Source organism: Methanosarcina baltica, assembly GCF_055394095.1.
The window spans coordinates 1779994-1795252 of record NZ_AP042463.1 but is presented as its reverse complement, the minus strand read 5'-3'; the positions used below and the strand labels follow the sequence as shown (position 1 = coordinate 1795252).

Below are 15259 nucleotides of genomic sequence, written 5' to 3'. Positions count from 1 at the left end.
CAACAAAAAATCACTCCCCTCCCCTGGAAAAATGAATTCAAGCCGGGAGGAGGGGCCTGATTTGCTTTTTTTTAATTCGCCCTGAAAAATTTCTCATCATTCCTGCCGTCTGGAGAAATTTCTACTATTTTCCGATCCAGAAGAAGCTTCTCAAGAATCGGCTCCAGGGCCTCAGGGTCAAGGTCCAGACCTCTTGCCACCTGTTCCGAGGTGCAGGGCCTCCTCAGGAGAAGGGCGTAGACATCGGCCTCAGGGTCTTTATGCTTGACTCCGGCTCTGTTTCTCCTGAGCCCTTTAAGGACCAGCGTGACCTTTTCTTCCCCGAACCTGGCAGCGAAACGGTCCGCAATCTCCCGGAGCCTTTCCTCGGGCACAGGGACAATCCAGGTCTCGGCCGGAGGACGGCTGACCGTGAGGATTTCAATTTCGTCGGGGTTGATAATTTTGACCGCCTCGATGAGGGCTTCTACTTCCTCATCCGTACTGTTAAGGGGGCCTTTCTTTTCATCAGAGCAATCGAGCAGCATGATCTCCAGAGCCAGCTTTGGACCTTTTCCACTTTCCCTTTTCAGACTAGCAAGTTCCCGAAGGCCTTCGATAACGTCCGCAAGCCGTACTCCTGCCGCAGGCCTGTGGATTTTTCGGAAGGTCTTTTCATTACCTGAAACAAAGGTTGCTACAACCAGGTCGGCCTCGGCAAGGTTTTCCCTGACCTCGGGCCTGCCGGTAAGGGAGGAATTGCTGATCACACAGATCGGAAGTTTGCTGACTGTCCTGAGCTGTCTGCTCATTTCCCCCAGGGAAAGGTTAAGGGTGGGTTCACAGGTCCCGGAAAAAGTTATGTAGTCCAGGTCCTCGATGTCTTTATGGAAATTTTTGAGGGCTTCTACCAGCTCTTCAGGGCTTACAGCTCCTTCGATTGCTTCCGGCCCGGAAATTTTCCGGTCCACATGCCCGAGTTGACAGTAGACACAATCGTAATTGCAGTTCTTTTTCGAAGCACTGGTTTTTATGACATCGATCCCGAGAGACCTTCCAAGCCTTCTGGAAAGGATGGGGCCATACACTATTTTTGATTTCATGTTTTTTCCTGCACTTTATAAAAAAATAACAGTTATTCTTTTTTAGAAGGCTGCTCTGGCCCGGGTCGCCCGAGCTCACTGAGTTGTTTTGTGAGGTCCACAATTTCCTGTTTTAAAGAGTTGAGCCTGTTTTCCAGATAACCGACCTCAGCTTCCGGGGAATACCCGGCCCTTTCAAAGCCAAGATCCACAGCGGAACGGAACCCACGGCCTCTGCCACGTCCAAAACCTCTACCTGTCCTGAAACATCCACCTGCTCTGAAATCGTTTCCGAATCCCTGAACCTGTCCGGATCTTAAGCCTCTTCCGGCCCCCATTCTGGCTCCTCCGGCCTCATTCGTATATCCTGGAGTCTCGCTGCCCGAGCAGTAGCCCAGACCTCTTCCTGTCTTTGGCCCCTCTCCGTTGGGACCTGTTCTGTTTCCACCTGGCATGTTAATCACTCATTATTTTTGTTCTAATTTTAATTTTCAAATACTTCCAGAATGTTATTCATCAAGCTCTGCCGCGTCCGGCTCCTCTGCCACGTCCGGCTCCACGTCCGGCTCCACGTCCGGCTCCTCGTCCAGCCCCTATTCCAGCTCCATCGGCCTCATTCGTATATCCTGGAGTCTCGCTGCCCGAGCAGTAGCCCAGACCTTTTCCTGTCTTTGGTCCCTCTCCGTTGGGACCTGTTCTGTTTCCACCTGGCATGTTTATCACTCATTTTTGTTGTTCAAATTTCAAATATCAGTTTTCAAGTACTATTAAAATAATTATTAAATGTTTTTTAAATATTATTCCCTCAAGTTTTCCTGACCATCAAGGTTCCGCATTTTTCACATTTCATCTGAGCGCAGGGAACTCCTGCCTGGTGTGGAGCTTCGTGGCCGCAACCGGGACATACGCACATTCCTTCCGGGCCTCCAAATCCAAAACCCTGACCTCTTCCCTGGCCTCTTCCACCCTGACCTCTTCCCTGGCCTCTTCCACCCTGACCTCTTCCCTGACCTCCGATAGGTCCTTCTCCATATGGGCCTTTTCCGTCTCCGCCTGGCATCCTGTAATCTCCTCCTTCTATTCTGATAGTTTTTCCATGCACAAGTGCATCGGTAATCTTTTCAAGTGCTTTTTTAAGCGTCCTCTGAAAAGTGGACTGATGAATCTCCATCCTGGCAGCTCCCTCTATCTGGTTTAATTTTTCCAGATATCTGAGCCGCATGGCCTCCAGCTCATCAATGGTCAGCTGGACATCTTCAACCGGTTCCGGAGGGGAGGGCGAAAACGTTCCCATTTCACACACATGCTTGAAGTGGCGGCCCCCTCCTCCATGATCAAAGTCCACAAACCTTCTTTTCCTTGGGCGCGGCATTATGCATAATAATGCATAACTCCAATATATAGCTTTGTCCGAACAGGCCATTCAGCCGCAGAACATATTAAAAATAAAATTAAGTAGATCTGCTCAGTCAGGTTTTAATACAGGTAAATCAAAAAGCAGAACTGGATGTCAGGCAGCAGTAAAAACGAGACCGTAGAAAAAAGCTTTAAATGGCTCTCGGCACAGAATATTGATACAATAAAGGAACTTTCCAGGACTGTTTCGGCCCATGCACTCTGGGGCCTTTCGAACCCCTATACAACCAGGCTGATCCTGCAAAAAAAAGACGGGGCCTGGAATGCCTCGGTCCGGGACACTGCAAGAGCCTGCTCTGCCCTTGCGGATGCAGGAATTATATTGAGGAAATCGGAAAAATGGCTACTGGGCAAAAAAACCGGAAATTCCTGGAATGAAGACGTCTATGACACTGCCTATGCGCTCAGGGCCCTTGGGGAGATGGAAATCCCGGACAGGGCGGCCTGTGGATGGCTGTATGAGAATTACGGACCTGCCTGGGAGCAGGTGGGGACCACGGCCCTGATTATCACGGCTCTTCAGAGACAGGTAGAACTGAAAGAAGAGGAAGGAGCAGGGGGAAATAAAGGGAAAAATGATGGAAAAAGTGGGGATGGGGCAAAAATAGAGGATGAACGCAAAAATGGGGATGTAGAGGAAACCGGGAGTTTAAACAGAGAAAAAGAGAAAAAGGAACTCAGGGCTTTTATAAAAGAGAGAGCAAACTGGCTCCTTTCAAAGAGAGGGCCAGAAGGCGGTTGGACTCATATTTCCACAAGCAACCTGGTTATTCAGGCCCTGCTCCTGACAGGTTTTGAGGAGGAAGTAAAAGCCTCCACCCGCTGGCTTCTGGACGAAGTCCGGGAAAGCGGGGCCTGGGGGAACAGAGGAGACGACGTTAATGCAACGGCCCTGAGTCTCATAACCCTCGGGATAGGCAGACCTCGCTCCAAAACAGCTAAGGAATTCATCCCTGAATAATAGATATTGTAATTTAATTTTGAAGACCGGGGTCTTTTGAAAGTTTCCAGAGGCCCCCGATAAAAAACTGAAGAAGCAGAGGAAATATTATATTAAATAGTAATTATATATTAGAATTATACCGATAGATATATATATAAATGAATGATATTTTATCCCCAAAAGAATATTTTTTTTAAATAAAATATACAAGGAGGAAACCTGATCATGTAGATCGAATGGACTCTAAATCCGTTTAGCCGGGTTAGATTCCCGGGGTTTCCGCTCTTTATTGAATTCCGGATTGCGACTTCTATATTCTTATAATACGTTTTCTTTGCCGGATTTCGTTTGTCGCATATCTACTCTGTTTATGTTTACGTAAACCGGGATTTTACTATTTTTGGAAACCTACTATTCCAGAGAATCTTTTATCCAGAAAACCTGTTATATGGGGTAAAACTATGGAAAGAAAACCGCTGGATATTTTAATAGCCTCTAATGGCGTGTGGCTGTCCAGAAAAGGGCTGCTTCACAAAATCAATAATTATGAGGTATCCAGAAAAAAGATCCTCATTGAAATGGCCTGCGGGGAAAGCATTGTGGTGAACAATTCTCGCTCCAGCCGTGCGGCCCGCTCGCTCAGAAGAAACAAATACAGGAAAACCTGCAAATACTGCAAAGTATCGGATGAAGATATCAACCGTTTCGTTACAAAACCACACGACAACAAAAGCAGCACGAAGATAAAGTTAATTACCAGCTCGAAGCCCAGGAAAGCAATGCCAAAATCCATAGCAAGGCCTGTAAAAGCGCTTGAGACTAAAAAAGTTCAGGTGGCTGCAACTGCCACAACTGCCAGGGTTCCCGCTACTCCAAAACCCGCAGTTTCGGTAGCGAAAAAACCCGCAGTTTCGGTAGCTAAGGCAGCATCAGCCATACCCACCGGCCCGAAATCCGCAGCTCCGTCAGTTAAGGCCGTATCTGCCGCTCCTTCCGCTTCTGCCACTCCTCCCGCTTCAAAACCTGTAGCTCCTACAGTTTCGGCAGCCTCGAAACCTGTAGCTTCTGAAGCTCCGGAAAGCTCGTTTACAAAGAGCCAGAAAAAACGGCTTGAGGCGCTCCTGAGCCCGAAAGACGAAATTTCCCTGGAAGACCCCGCATTACCATTCAAAGAACTTGAATCCATGCTGGTTTCCCGGAGGAAAGAGGACCTGCGGCAGATGTACGCTGAGGACCGGGAAGACTACCTCGGAAAACTTGAGAGGACGATCACGAAATTTTTCGTGGACAGGGGTTTTCTGGAAATCAAGACACCTATCCTCATTCCTGCGGAGTATGTGGAGAGAATGGGGATTAATAACGATGTCGAACTTTCAAAACAGGTCTTCAGGATAGACAAAAACCTCTGCCTGAGGCCCATGCTTGCCCCGACCCTTTACAACTGCCTCCATAAATTTGATAATGTCCTGCCTGACCCGGTAAAGATCTTTGAAATCGGGCCCTGTTACAGGAAAGAGTCCGATGGAAAGGAGCACCTGGAAGAGTTTACCATGCTCAATTTCTGCCAGATGGGCTCGGGTTGTACCCGGGAGAACCTGGTAGCTTTAATTAAAGAGTTCCTGGACTTCCTGGAAATCGATTTTGAGATAGTCGGGGATTCCTGCATGGTCTACGGGGACACCATTGACATTATGCACGGAGACATGGAACTTTCCTCAGCGGTCGTGGGGCCTGTACCCATGGACCGGGACTGGGGGATTGACAAGCCCTGGATAGGAGCTGGCTTCGGGCTTGAACGCCTGCTGAAAGTCAAACACGGCTTCAAGAACATAAGGAGAGGGAGCAGGGCCGAATCATATTATAACGGGATTCCCACTAAAATATGAAGGAGTGAATGTTTTGTTTCAAAAAATGGCAAAAGATGAGATAGATAAATTCACGGAAGACATAATAAACGGGGCTCGCCTCTCAGATGGGGACCTGGAGAAGCTCCTGGCAATCGAGTCAGAGGAAGAGCTTGAAAAGCTGTACTGTACGGCCCGAAAGGTCAGGGACCATTTCTTCGGGAACAGGGTGTTTCTCAACTGCTTTATTTACTTTTCCACTTACTGCAAAAACCAGTGCGCCTTCTGTTACTATAACTGCAAAAACGATATCAAAAGGTATCGCCTGACCCGTGAGGATATTAAAGAGACCTGTAAAGTCCTCAAAGGCGCAGGCTTTCACATGATCGACCTGACCATGGGAGAAGACCCTTATTACTATGATAAACCGGACCGATTCGTGGAACTTGTCCGGACCGTAAAGGAAGAACTGGACCTGCCCATCATGATTTCCCCGGGGGTAATGAGCAACGAGACCCTTTTAAAGGCCCGAGAAAATGGGGCGAATTACTTTGCTCTTTACCAGGAGACCTATGACCGGGAGCACTACGCAAAACTCAGGGTCGGACAGTCTTTCGAGGGCAGGGTCAACGCCCGCCGCTTTGCGAAGGAAAATGGCTACTGCGTGGAAGACGGGCTCCTGACCGGGATAGGAAACGATATTGAGTCAACCGTTCTATCCCTCAGGGGAATGGAAGCGAACAATCCGGACATGGTTAGGGTCATGACCTTTATCCCTCAGGAAGGAACCCCTCTTGAGGAAACCCCGCAGAACTCGAACCTTTCGGAACTCAAGATCATAGCGGTTTTGAGGCTTCTTTTCCCGGACCGCCTGATCCCGGCCTCCCTTGACCTCGAAGGCATAGACGGCATGGTCTACCGCTTAAACGCAGGGGCCAACATAGTGACCTCGATTCTTCCCCCGAACTCCGAACTCGATGGGGTCGCCAACTACGACCGTGGCCTCGAAGAGCGGGACCGGGACATAAAAAGCGTTATATTAAGGCTTGAAAGTATGGGAATGGTTCCTGCTTCACAGGCCGATTTCGAAAAGGTCCTGGGGCACTAGGATGAAAACGGTCTGTCTTGTGGGAGGCAAACTCCAGGGCTTTGAGCTTGCGTACCTTGCGAAAAAAGCTGAAATGAGAACCGTCCTTGTAGACCGAAACCCGGAGGCCCTTATCCGGAACTACACGGATGAGTTTCACTGTTTTGATATCATCGAGGATGCCGACCGGCTGATTGAGCTTTCGGGAAAGGTGGACGCTCTGATCCCCCTGAATGAAAATTCGGAATGTATCGCATTTCTTGAGTCGGTCAAAGAAAAGCTGTTCTGCCCTATCTTTTTTGATTTTGACGCTTACCGCGTGAGCCGGGATAAGAAGAAGTCTAAGGAATATTTTGCGTCCGTCGGGGTCCCAACCCCCCTAGACCGGCCCGATGAACCTCCTTATTTTGTAAAACCGGCCTGCGAGAGCGGGAGTGTGGGAACCTCGATTATTTTCGACAAGGAAGAACTACAGGCTCTGGACCCTTCCATGCTCATTGAAGAGTATGTGGAAGGGGACGTGGTCTCCCTGGAAATCGTTGGAGACGGAGTCCGGTTTGCCGTTGTGAAGGAGACATTGGTCCATATCGACGGGACCTATGACTGCCATAAGGTGACTTCTCTTCCTTACGACCCGACCTTCCGGGAAATTGCCCGGATCCTTGCAGAAGGGCTTTCCCTTAAAGGGATCATGGACGTCGAGGCCATTCAGGGCAAAAAAGGCCTGAAGGTAATCGAAATCGATGCCCGTTTCCCGAGCCAGACCCCAACGGTCGTCTACCACTCTTCAGGGATTAACCTTGTGGAACTCCTCTTCAAAGCCTTTGAGGGAAGGGAAAAAAGAGAAAAGGAAGGAAAGAGGGAAAGAAAGGAGAAAAGAGTGGCAGAAATAGAAAACGGAGGAATCCGGGAAATCGAGGCCCTTCCGAAAGATGCTTTCTGTATTTTTGAACACCTCATGCTTGAGAAGGAAAGCCTGACCCTCGTCCCCGTGGGCGAACACATGCTTTCCGAAAACTCGGAATACGGAGAATATTATTCAGAGGAGGGGCTTGAGATTTTCCTGGGTAGGGGGAAGCAGGCGGTTTTTACCCTGATAGCCTGGGCCTCGGATAGGAAAGAAGCGGAAAAAGTAAGGGAAAAAGGGCTTGAGATCCTGGCCGAAGACTTTGGGCTGAATATTGACCTGGACTTTGGTTTGAATACCGGCAGGAAGACTGGCATTAAAAGTGTTCTGAACCCCGGCTTGAATTTGTGATTTTATATTAAATTTTAATCATCCTGAAAGTTAAAAATGGATTTATGAAATAACATATTCCCCGGAGGAGACAAAAAATGGCACTTTTAACCCCGGAAGACCTGGCAGAAATAAACAGGCAACTTGAAAACAGTGATGCAGCCGTGAGGAGAGCAACCGGCCTTGATATAAAGGAGGTCTGCAAGGCCCTTTACGGGACGGAGGCAGGTTCCGAAAAGGTGGGAATTGTCCCCATTACGGCCGGAAACGGAATAATAGGGAGTTTTTCGGAGTCCCTGCTCGCGATTGTCCGGTATTTTGGGCTGGACGGTTTTGTTACTGAAAAACCCGATGTCAGCGGCTACTACGAGGCTGTGACTGCGGGGGCGGATATTGTCCTGATGGCGGACGACCTCACCTACCTGGCCCACAACCTGAAAAACGGGAAAATCGCAAACAACCAGCCCTGCACCGGAATTGTCTATGCGGAAATCGCATCCCGGAGCCTGCGGGCCAAAAGCAAAGACATCCTGGTGATAGGGCTTGGCAAAGTGGGCTTTCCCGGGGCCGAACACCTGGTAAAAAAAGGTTTTTCCGTGTACGGATACGACGTTGACGACGGGCTGTTCCAGCGGGCAGTCTCCGAACTCAAGGTCATTCCCTTTGACCCCGAAATCGAAACCGAAACCCCTAAGAAATTCTCCATGATCTTCGAGGCGACCCCCTGCCCGGACACTATCCCCGAGTCCGCGCTCGAAAAAGGCTGTCTGGTATCAACCCCCGGTATTCCCTGCGGGCTTTCGGAGGACTTGCGGGAGAAGTACGAGGCGGAAATTGTTATGGAGCCCCTGGGAATAGGGACGCTGTCAATGCTGTACTCAATTTTCTAAAACCCGAGTTGCGCTTCCCGAGTTGCGCTTCCCGAATTCCGATTCGGGAGCCCGGTGTCCGTTTCGCTCGCTGCGCGAGCTCAAGCAGACTATAAACTTTATTTCTGGAAAATTAGATCTAAAAACTTTATTTCTGGAAAATTAGATCTAAAAACCTTATTTCTGGAAAATTGAGGCTAAAATCCTCATTTACAAAAAAGAAAAAAAGAAAAGGTTAGCTCAGGAGTTTTCAGCAATTTAAATAAAGCACTTTGGGCTGATCTTGAGCTTTGTCATGTCGATGGCTTCTTCAGGGCAGATACTGACGCAGCGGCGGCAGCTTGTTCCGAGGCATTTCTGGCTGTCGTACTCGGCGAATCTGTTACCGTCGATTTCAATGATTTCAATGGCGTTTTCTGGGCACTCTTTTTCACATTTGTGGCAGAAGACACATTTTTCTACTGGGACTTCGAGGGTTATGCCAATTTCTTTGAGGATGACGAGGCCTTCTTTGCCGACTTCTTCGATGTCTTTGCTGACCCGTTTTTCGACATGAACATGTTCGAGGGTTTTGGGGAGGATGGGGATGCCGTACATTTCGAGCATCTGGTTGTACATTTCGAGGGGCATGCCCTGGGTCCAGTAGGAGAGTTCGCAGAGGTAGAAGTTGTTGAAGGTGTCACTGGTGGCCATCATGAGGTGATCGGCGGTGACTTTTTTGGCAACTTCGATTACGTCGTTGAGCCTGGATTTGTCCATGACGAGTTCCCTTGCAAGGCCGAGGGAGGTGTTTCCGAACTGGAGAATGTTCTTTGAGAAGCCGGGGCAGGACCCTATTTGCCTTGCGCTTTCGGCGTCCACGTATGCACCGGTTGCTCCTGACATGTAGGCGTTTTCCAGATCTTCGTATTTGATGCCTGATTCAACGATGAGGGCGAGGTGGGCGGCCCGGATTGCTCCGATGGCTTTTCCGGCTTCTTCCATGTCCTTATCAGTGATCTCGATATCAGGCCCGAGGATGAGCCGTCCGTTGGGAAGATTAGGGAGCTTTTTAATAAGCCCGCTCTTGAGAGCCACGGCAAGGGTGGAAATAACTCCTGTACCTGTGATGCCCACGGCTTCACCACCGTAGTTTTCCTTTATTTCTCCGGAGAGGGGATCGATCAGGTAGGCGTCCCGAGTTTCCATTTCTTTGTCAAGGACCAGGATTTTCCAGAACTCTCCTTCCTGTTTTACGTCACAGATAGCCCCGGGGCTTGCGAGCATCCCGCAGCTTATACCCTGACCTTCGATTGCGGGGCCTGCGGCAGCGCTTGCGGTTATGATCCTGTCTCCAACCTTCAGGGCCATTTCGGCGTTTGTACCGTAATCGGTTACCAGGGAAGGGGCAGTCTGGTTCAAAAAATCGGTCTCAAGCATCATTGCAAGGGCGTCGGCTCCTATTTCGTGCTTGATTGCGGGGGGCACGATGATCTCGCAGTTCGGCAGGTCCAGGGTCTTGAAGACCTCGGAGGCAGGGAAAATGCGAGCTTCTCTCGTGATATTTTCGACCCCGAGCTTTTTCTGTTTGTTCTTCCCTGCATAAGCCAGGTCCCTGATCTCCATGTTCTGGAAGAGGGAAAGCTGTATAGGGTTTCCACAGACAGCCAGCCTTTCAATTTCGGAGAGATCTATGTTAAATAGCTGAAGCATTCTTACGATTGTTTCGATCATAACCCCGTGAGCCACGTCTTCTCCGGTTGTTATGGCGAAGTCCAGGTGGTCCATAACGTTTCCGCCGGGAAGAGGATGCCCCATCGTTATGACGGTCTTTATCGTTTCCTTTGTTTCGATGTCAATAAGCTGAGCTCTGAAACCACTTGTTCCCAGATCGAGTGCTATTCCATACATTTTTGAGATCTCCAGAAAAAACAAATTATGCGAAATATTCAAGATTATTCAGTTGATATTTTGCCATTTTATAATCAAATCAATAATATTTTGTATGTGGGTGGGATGATCAACATTATATTTAGTATTACATTAAACATATCTAATATGAGTTATATAATTAACTAAATAATACGTTTTGGTGCTAATTAAATAATATGTTTCCTTATAATATAAATTCCTTATATTTTTTCAGAACAACTATTTTGAAGTTTCCACTCATAAATTTGTGGTTAATATTTTTATATATACATACTTTCCTTATTCTTAAGAAGAGAAGGCCCCCGAATGTCCTGCCTAATTAATTGCCAATATTTCTAATATTTTAAACTATTCATCTGTTTTCTTATACAACTCAAATTTACTTGTTTTAGGATAAATTTCAATACCCTCCATAGAGAATTATCCATACAAAATTATATATCAACGTTTAATTTATGACTTATAATACATACATATTTATACTATAATTTTTTGATAATAATCCTGTATATTTATATACGAGAGAGGGATTAAAATGGCAAATTATACACCCAAAGAAAGATTGTACCGTGCACTTAGAAAACAGCCAGTAGACAGAATGCCTGCCGTCTGTTTCACCCAGACCGGAACCGTCGAGCAGATGGAAGCCTGCGGAGCCTTCTGGCCCGAGGCCCATGAAGACGCTCAGAAGATGGCAGCCCTTGCAGAAGCCGGCCACACCTTTGTCGGTTTCGAAGCAATCCGCGTCCCCTTCGACATCACCGCTGAAGCCGAACTCTTCGGCTGTGGAATCAAGGCAGGCACAAGAGAACAGCAGCCCTCCGTTATCAAGCACAGCGTGAGCAACCTGGAAGACCTTGACAAGCTCAGGGAATACACCCTCGGCGAAGGCAGAGTTTCCAAAATCATCGAAGCTGTAAAGATCGTTGCCGACAAGTATGGAAGCGAACTCCCAATCATTGGATCCATGATCGGGCCTTTCTCCCTTGCTCAGCACCTCAACGGAGACGCCTGGTTCGGAAACATCTTCACAGGCAACGAAGTCGTCCCTGCACTCCTTGAGTTCTGTTCCGACTTCAACGTCGCATACGCAAAGGCAATGATTGAAAACGGAGCCGACACCATATCAATCATCGACCCGACCGCCAGCTACGAACTCATCGGTGGAGAATTCTACGAGAAGTACGCCGTGCCTTACCAGAAAAAGATCGTTGATGCCATGAAGGAACTGGATGTCGCAACCGTCCTCCACATCTGCGGAAACACAACCAACGGCCTTGCCATTATGGAAAAGACCGGGGTAAATGCAATCAGTGTTGACCAGAAGGTAGACATCGCAACCGCAGTCGGCAACGTGGAAAACGCCCTCATCGTCGGAAACGTAGACCCTGTAGCCGTGCTCTGGAACGGAAACCCCGAAACCGTTGAAGAAGCATGCAAGAAGATCCTGGATGCCGGGGTGGGTTTACTCACCATAGGATGCGGAACCGTCAGCATGACCCCAACCGCAAACCTCAAGAAAATGATTGAGTGCGCAAAGAACTTTACTTACTAAATACAGAATTTAATGCTGGCTTCTGGCCAGCTCTCTTTTTTTAAAAAACGTTTTTGAATACATTTTAGAGTTCAAAACCCTATATTTCCGGAACCCGGCCCTCCTGATACGGGATAAAAGAGCATATAAAAAAAATAATACTGTAAGCGATATATATACTTTTTGTTTTTGTGGAAAACACTTTGAATTTAGTAATACACTCGTCGACTGTATATATAATTCAATAGAAGCAAACTGCGTATCTGATACTATATTTATACTTGTTGCTCTAATTTACACTCATTTCCCTATATGGCATTTTCAGCCTAGAATATGAGTCGATTTTACCCCATACTTATAAAATAATCTTTATAATAGAGATTGTTTTGTAGTATATATTTGACAAATATAGTAATCATTTATATAGGAGTGTACCAATCTTTTAGTTAGGTAATTGCCCCTGAACATTCGGAGGTAATGCCAAGCAGCTAAACTGTTGGATAATCCGGGATAAAATCTGTTATTATTGGGATAATAAACAGGTTTGCAGTCTCAAATAGAAATATATTCCTCAGTAATGTCAAGAAACTAATTCACATTAATGAAAGACTCACCATTCACATACAGGATTCCAGGAAAGGGATTCGATTAATGGCTCGTGGATAGTGGAAGATATTCATTGAGTGGATACTTTAGACAAACGAGATTGCTGTAAGTGTTATGGTAAATTGCTCTTAAGAAGCTTTGTCCTAAGAAGCCTTTGACAATTTGCTGTAAGAAGTTGGCAATCCACATCCTGCCAGACGGCAGACCGGGATACTTATAAACACCATTTAGTGAAAACTATAGATACATCATTAGCGGGAGCTATAGATATCTGTAATTCCTGCGTTGACCTGTTCCGGTGTGGGTATGTGAAAAACTGAGCTTTTGGCACTTCGATAAAGTCTACATTTTCAGACATTATGCTGCGCAACCAGAATTAAATAGTATGTATTGGAGGTTTAAAAATGGCAAACGAAGAAATATTCGACAAACTTCGTGATTCAATCGTAAACCAGAACATCTCTGGCTGTGTAGAATTAACAAATGAAGCTCTTGCTAACGGGATTTCAGCACTTGATATTATCTCAAAAGGCCTCTCCGTTGGGATGAAGATCATCGGAGACAAGTTCGAAGCCGCAGAGATATTCCTGCCTCAAATCATGATGTCTGCAAAGGCAATGAAAGGCGCAATGGAAATCCTCACCCCTGAACTCGCAAAGAACAGGGTTGAAGGAGACGAAACCGGAACCGCCATCACCTTCGTTGCAGAAGGAGACATTCACGACATTGGCCACCGCCTTGTCACCACCATGATCGGCGCAAACGGCTTTGACATCATCGACCTCGGCACCGACGTCCTCAACGAGACTGTCGTTGAAGAAGTTGCAAAGCACAAGGGAGAAAAGATCATCCTTGTCGGTTCAGCTCTCATGACCACCTCCATGCTCGGCCAGCAGGACCTCATGGATCTGCTCAGGGAAGAAAAGCTCCGGGACAGTGTAAAGTGCATGTTCGGAGGCGCACCCGTATCTAATGGATGGATCGAAGAAATCGGCGCAGACGCAACCGCAGAAAACGCTGCAGAAGCCGCAAAGGTCGCAATTAAGATCATGGAATAATCGTAGATACAGGAGATATTGATATGACGTTCACCAACTCATTTGACTGCTACGAATTCTATGACCGTGCAAAAAAAGGCGAGAAATGTACCCAGGACGACTGGGACCTCATGACCATCCCCATGAAGGCCATGGAGCTCAAGCAGAAGTACGGGCTTGACTTCAAGGACGAGATCATCCCTACCGATAAGGGCATGATGGAGAATCTCTTCAAAGCCGGATTCGATATGCTCCTTGACTGCGGTATCTACTGTACAGATACCCACAGGATTGTCAAGTACACCGAAGCCGAGATCTGGGATTCCCTCAACAACGTTCAGAGAGAATTCACATTAGGGACAGGGAGAGACGCCGTAAACGTAAAGAAGAGAAGCGTCGGCGACAGTAGAAAGCCAATCATTCAGGGCGGTCCTACCGGGTCCCCAATTTCCGAAGAAGTCTTCATGCCTGTTCACATGAGCTACGCCCTTGAGAAAGAAGTGGACACCATTGTGGATGGGGTCATGACCTCCGTTCGTGGCAGACCCCCAATTCCGGGCAGCCCCTACGAAGTGCTTGCGTCCAAGACCGAGACCAGACTCATCAAGCAGGCAGCAGCAATGGCCGGACGCCCCGGTATGGGCATATAGGGCCCAGAGACCTCCCTGTCCGCTCAGGGAAACATCGCCTCCGACTGCTGGGGTGGCCAGGCCTCCACCGACAGCCACGAAGTCTCTCAGTTAAATGAACTGAAGATCGACCTCGATGCAATCGCAGTTATCGCCCACTACAAGGGAAACAGCGACATCATCATGGACGAACAGATGCCCATCTTCGGCGGATACGCCGGCGGCATTGAAGAGACCACCATCGTGGACATCGCAACCCACATCAACTCCATCATCATGAGCAGCGCAAGCTGGCACCTTGATGGGCCTGTCCACATCCGCTGGGGTTCAACCAACACCAGGGAAACCCTGACAATCGCAGGCTGGGCATGTGCAACCATCAGTGAGTTCACAGACATCCTCTCCGGAAACCAGTACTACCCATGCGCTGGTCCATGTACCGAGATGTGCCTCCTCGAAGCCTCCGCACAGTCCATGACTGACACAGCCTCAGGCCGTGAAATCCTCTCCGGAGTCGCAGCCGCAAAAGGTGTTGTTACTGACAAGACCACAGGTATGGAAGCCAGGATGATGGGAGAAGTCGCAAGAGCAACCGCAGGCATGGATATCACCGAAGTAAACGGTATCCTCAACAAGCTCGTCGGCCTCTACGAGAAGGACTACGCAAAAGCCCCTGAAGGAAAGACCTTCCAGGAATGCTATGACGTTATGACCGTCACACCAACCGACGAGTACGTCCAGGTCTACGACGGCGCAAGGAAGAAACTCGAAGACCTCGGTCTTGTATTCTAAATTGATTACTAAATCGATAAGCCCAAAACCCTTGCCAGCGGGTATCCCGCTGGTATTTTTTTTTTAAACCGTCAGGCGAAAACCTTAAAAACACCTGATGCTAATTATATGGAATATTTTCAAGGGAATAGGGCACCGAATGCAAAAATTCAGTGTGTAAAAAAAATAGTGGAGATATAAATATGGATATCTGGACAATTATAAACGGATCGATCTATCTCCTCGCTTTTGCACTTATGGGCTGGGTATTGCTGGATGCCAGTAAGGTGTCCGGAAAGAACTGATTTACCGGA

Annotated in this window: 12 protein-coding genes and 1 pseudogene; 8 read left to right on the top strand and 5 right to left on the bottom strand. The window is 47.9% G+C overall.

What is annotated here, in order from left to right:
- Window positions 1-71 precede the first annotated feature (71 nt).
- The 4 genes from ACZ5QV_RS07770 to ACZ5QV_RS07755 form a co-directional block, all read right to left on the bottom strand.
- On the bottom strand, window positions 72-1082 hold the full coding sequence (locus ACZ5QV_RS07770; protein ID WP_464601968.1) for a radical SAM protein: 1011 nt from the start codon (window positions 1080-1082) through the stop codon (window positions 72-74).
- Between the two features lie 32 nt (window positions 1083-1114).
- Entirely contained in the window at window positions 1115-1516 is a 402-nt protein-coding gene (locus tag ACZ5QV_RS07765; protein WP_464601967.1) for a DUF5320 domain-containing protein, read from the bottom strand.
- A 61-nt stretch (window positions 1517-1577) separates the two neighbouring features.
- A complete protein-coding gene (locus ACZ5QV_RS07760) occupies window positions 1578-1775 on the bottom strand; it encodes a DUF5320 domain-containing protein (protein WP_464601966.1) in 198 nt (65 codons plus the stop codon).
- 91 nt (window positions 1776-1866) lie between these two features.
- A complete protein-coding gene (locus tag ACZ5QV_RS07755) occupies window positions 1867-2406 on the bottom strand; it encodes a DUF134 domain-containing protein (RefSeq protein ID WP_464601965.1) in 540 nt (179 codons plus the stop codon).
- A 162-nt stretch (window positions 2407-2568) separates the two neighbouring features.
- On the opposite strand from ACZ5QV_RS07755, the gene ACZ5QV_RS07750 reads away from it, so the two are divergent.
- From ACZ5QV_RS07750 to pylD, 5 genes are all read left to right on the top strand, one after another.
- Window positions 2569-3438 (top strand): prenyltransferase/squalene oxidase repeat-containing protein, encoded by an 870-nt coding sequence (locus tag ACZ5QV_RS07750; protein WP_464601964.1) that lies wholly within the window; start codon window positions 2569-2571, stop codon window positions 3436-3438.
- Window positions 3439-3881: 443 nt separating this feature from the next.
- Complete coding sequence (pylS, locus tag ACZ5QV_RS07745) at window positions 3882-5306, top strand: pyrrolysine--tRNA(Pyl) ligase (protein ID WP_464601963.1); 1425 nt, start codon at window positions 3882-3884, stop codon at window positions 5304-5306.
- 13 nt (window positions 5307-5319) lie between these two features.
- The gene (pylB, locus tag ACZ5QV_RS07740) at window positions 5320-6372 is read left to right on the top strand and encodes a methylornithine synthase PylB (protein ID WP_464601962.1); all 1053 of its coding nucleotides are present in this window, start codon (window positions 5320-5322) and stop codon (window positions 6370-6372) included.
- 1 nt (window position 6373) lies between these two features.
- On the top strand, window positions 6374-7609 hold the full coding sequence (gene pylC / locus ACZ5QV_RS07735) for a 3-methylornithine--L-lysine ligase PylC (protein ID WP_464601961.1): 1236 nt from the start codon (window positions 6374-6376) through the stop codon (window positions 7607-7609).
- A 77-nt stretch (window positions 7610-7686) separates the two neighbouring features.
- The gene (pylD, locus tag ACZ5QV_RS07730) at window positions 7687-8478 is read left to right on the top strand and encodes a 3-methylornithyl-N6-L-lysine dehydrogenase PylD (protein WP_464601960.1); all 792 of its coding nucleotides are present in this window, start codon (window positions 7687-7689) and stop codon (window positions 8476-8478) included.
- Between the two features lie 237 nt (window positions 8479-8715).
- On the opposite strand, the gene ACZ5QV_RS07725 is transcribed toward pylD, so the two are convergent.
- Window positions 8716-10347, bottom strand: coding sequence for a methylamine methyltransferase corrinoid protein reductive activase (locus tag ACZ5QV_RS07725; RefSeq protein ID WP_464601959.1), 1632 nt, complete (start codon window positions 10345-10347; stop codon window positions 8716-8718).
- A 556-nt stretch (window positions 10348-10903) separates the two neighbouring features.
- On the opposite strand from ACZ5QV_RS07725, the gene mtbA reads away from it, so the two are divergent.
- From mtbA to ACZ5QV_RS07710, 3 genes and pseudogenes are all read left to right on the top strand, one after another.
- A complete protein-coding gene (gene mtbA / locus ACZ5QV_RS07720; protein WP_464601958.1) occupies window positions 10904-11923 on the top strand; it encodes a methylcobamide:CoM methyltransferase MtbA in 1020 nt (339 codons plus the stop codon).
- 989 nt (window positions 11924-12912) lie between these two features.
- Entirely contained in the window at window positions 12913-13566 is a 654-nt protein-coding gene (locus ACZ5QV_RS07715) for a methyltransferase cognate corrinoid protein (protein ID WP_464601957.1), read from the top strand.
- 23 nt (window positions 13567-13589) lie between these two features.
- Window positions 13590-14966 (top strand): annotated as a pseudogene (locus tag ACZ5QV_RS07710) (monomethylamine:corrinoid methyltransferase).
- Window positions 14967-15259 lie beyond the last annotated feature (293 nt).

Coding starts and splice junctions, on each gene's coding strand:
- ACZ5QV_RS07770 (WP_464601968.1), bottom strand. CDS start 1,082: ATGAAATCAAAAATAGTGTATGGCCCCATCCTTTCCAGAAGGCTTGGA.
- ACZ5QV_RS07765 (WP_464601967.1), bottom strand. CDS start 1,516: ATGCCAGGTGGAAACAGAACAGGTCCCAACGGAGAGGGGCCAAAGACA.
- ACZ5QV_RS07760 (WP_464601966.1), bottom strand. CDS start 1,775: ATGCCAGGTGGAAACAGAACAGGTCCCAACGGAGAGGGACCAAAGACA.
- ACZ5QV_RS07750 (WP_464601964.1), top strand. CDS start 2,569: ATGTCAGGCAGCAGTAAAAACGAGACCGTAGAAAAAAGCTTTAAATGG.
- pylS (WP_464601963.1), top strand. CDS start 3,882: ATGGAAAGAAAACCGCTGGATATTTTAATAGCCTCTAATGGCGTGTGG.
- pylC (WP_464601961.1), top strand. CDS start 6,374: ATGAAAACGGTCTGTCTTGTGGGAGGCAAACTCCAGGGCTTTGAGCTT.
- pylD (WP_464601960.1), top strand. CDS start 7,687: ATGGCACTTTTAACCCCGGAAGACCTGGCAGAAATAAACAGGCAACTT.
- ACZ5QV_RS07725 (WP_464601959.1), bottom strand. CDS start 10,347: ATGTATGGAATAGCACTCGATCTGGGAACAAGTGGTTTCAGAGCTCAG.
- mtbA (WP_464601958.1), top strand. CDS start 10,904: ATGGCAAATTATACACCCAAAGAAAGATTGTACCGTGCACTTAGAAAA.
- ACZ5QV_RS07715 (WP_464601957.1), top strand. CDS start 12,913: ATGGCAAACGAAGAAATATTCGACAAACTTCGTGATTCAATCGTAAAC.